Origin of the sequence: Streptobacillus ratti (assembly GCF_001891165.1) — a bacterium.
In the GTDB taxonomy this organism is placed as follows: domain Bacteria; phylum Fusobacteriota; class Fusobacteriia; order Fusobacteriales; family Leptotrichiaceae; genus Streptobacillus; species Streptobacillus ratti.
Genome location: NZ_LKKW01000067.1, coordinates 1 through 1343 on the forward strand (window position 1 = coordinate 1; position 1343 = coordinate 1343).

Annotated in this window: 1 protein-coding gene; it reads right to left on the reverse strand. The window is 26.1% G+C overall.

What is annotated here, in order from left to right; genetic code table 11:
- A partial coding sequence (locus BT993_RS06770; protein ID WP_279625221.1) for a pertactin-like passenger domain-containing protein occupies window positions 1–1343 on the reverse strand: 1343 nt, incomplete at both ends.

Genomic DNA, 1343 nt, shown 5'->3' on the forward strand with positions numbered 1-1343 from the left:
TCCATTACCCATATTACCTTGAGTGTTAAATCTATGTACTGCATTTGCTTTCATACTTAAATTACTATTAATATCTATATCTCTTAAGCCCCACTTTAACTCAAATGTATTATTATCTTTATTGTTATAATCTCTCTCTCCATCTATATCTACTCCTAATGTATTAATATCATAACTCCAATTAAACTCTACATATGGATTTATAATATTAATTGGTGTATACATAGTTATATTTGTTCCAAGTCTTGACCTAACATTTGTATTACCTATATACTCTAAGCCATCTGCCTTATAACCTGTTACATAACCTAATATTAGTTGTTCATATAAGCTTGCATGTATTCTACTCTTTCCTATATACATATCTCCTCTTGTCCCTAACTCTATTGATGTCTTTAATGAATGTAATCCATAATTAAATACATTCTTTAGATTTATTCTATTTTGAATATATGTATAATTTATCCAACTATCTGTATAAAAGTGTTTATTTCTCCATGTACCATATAATCCTATCCCAAATACTCCACTATCTCCTCTTAAACTCTCTACTCTTGAATATTCATATCCTACATTACCAAATACTCCATACTTATATCTATTATCTATATCTCCTATATCATATCCCATAAATACATTACTTATATTACTACTTATATCTAAACTATTATTATTCATATCTTCAAATTCATTCTTACTAAATACATTTGATACTTTTGTCCATACTTTATTACTTTCATTATCATGGTCATTATAACTAAGGTTAAATTCACTTCTTGCCTTTTCCATTACATTTGTTATTAAGCCTATTACTGGTTTATTATAGCTTTGAGTTAAATACCAATTATTATCTTCTAAATCTAATTTATATTTAAATACTCCATGTTCTGGGTTTAATAAGTTAAAGGCATCTTGTGTTGAGTCTTTTGTTTCTATTAGTTTTAGTTTATTATTAAATCTTCTATTCATTAATGATTTATTAGATGATAGTTCTACTCCTGTGTTACCATTTACAGAACCATCTATTTTAAGCATGTCAGATTCATTCTTATCTGTATATGCTCTCATTAATAGTTTACCATTTTCTCCACTATAGTTTCCTTTAATGTCAAATGTGTCTGTTTCTTTTTTATTCTTTAAGAAACTTACTATTCCTTTATTAGTGAATTTATCGTTAACTACTACTTTAGACTTTTCTAATACATTTATTGTTGATGTCTTATCATTAACAAAGTTTTTAGTTTCTAATGTGGCTTTATTAATATTTAAGGTTGCATTTTCAACTAGTATTTCATTATTTGTCTTATATTCATCATCACTAAATGTCCAATTAGAGTTTTGTA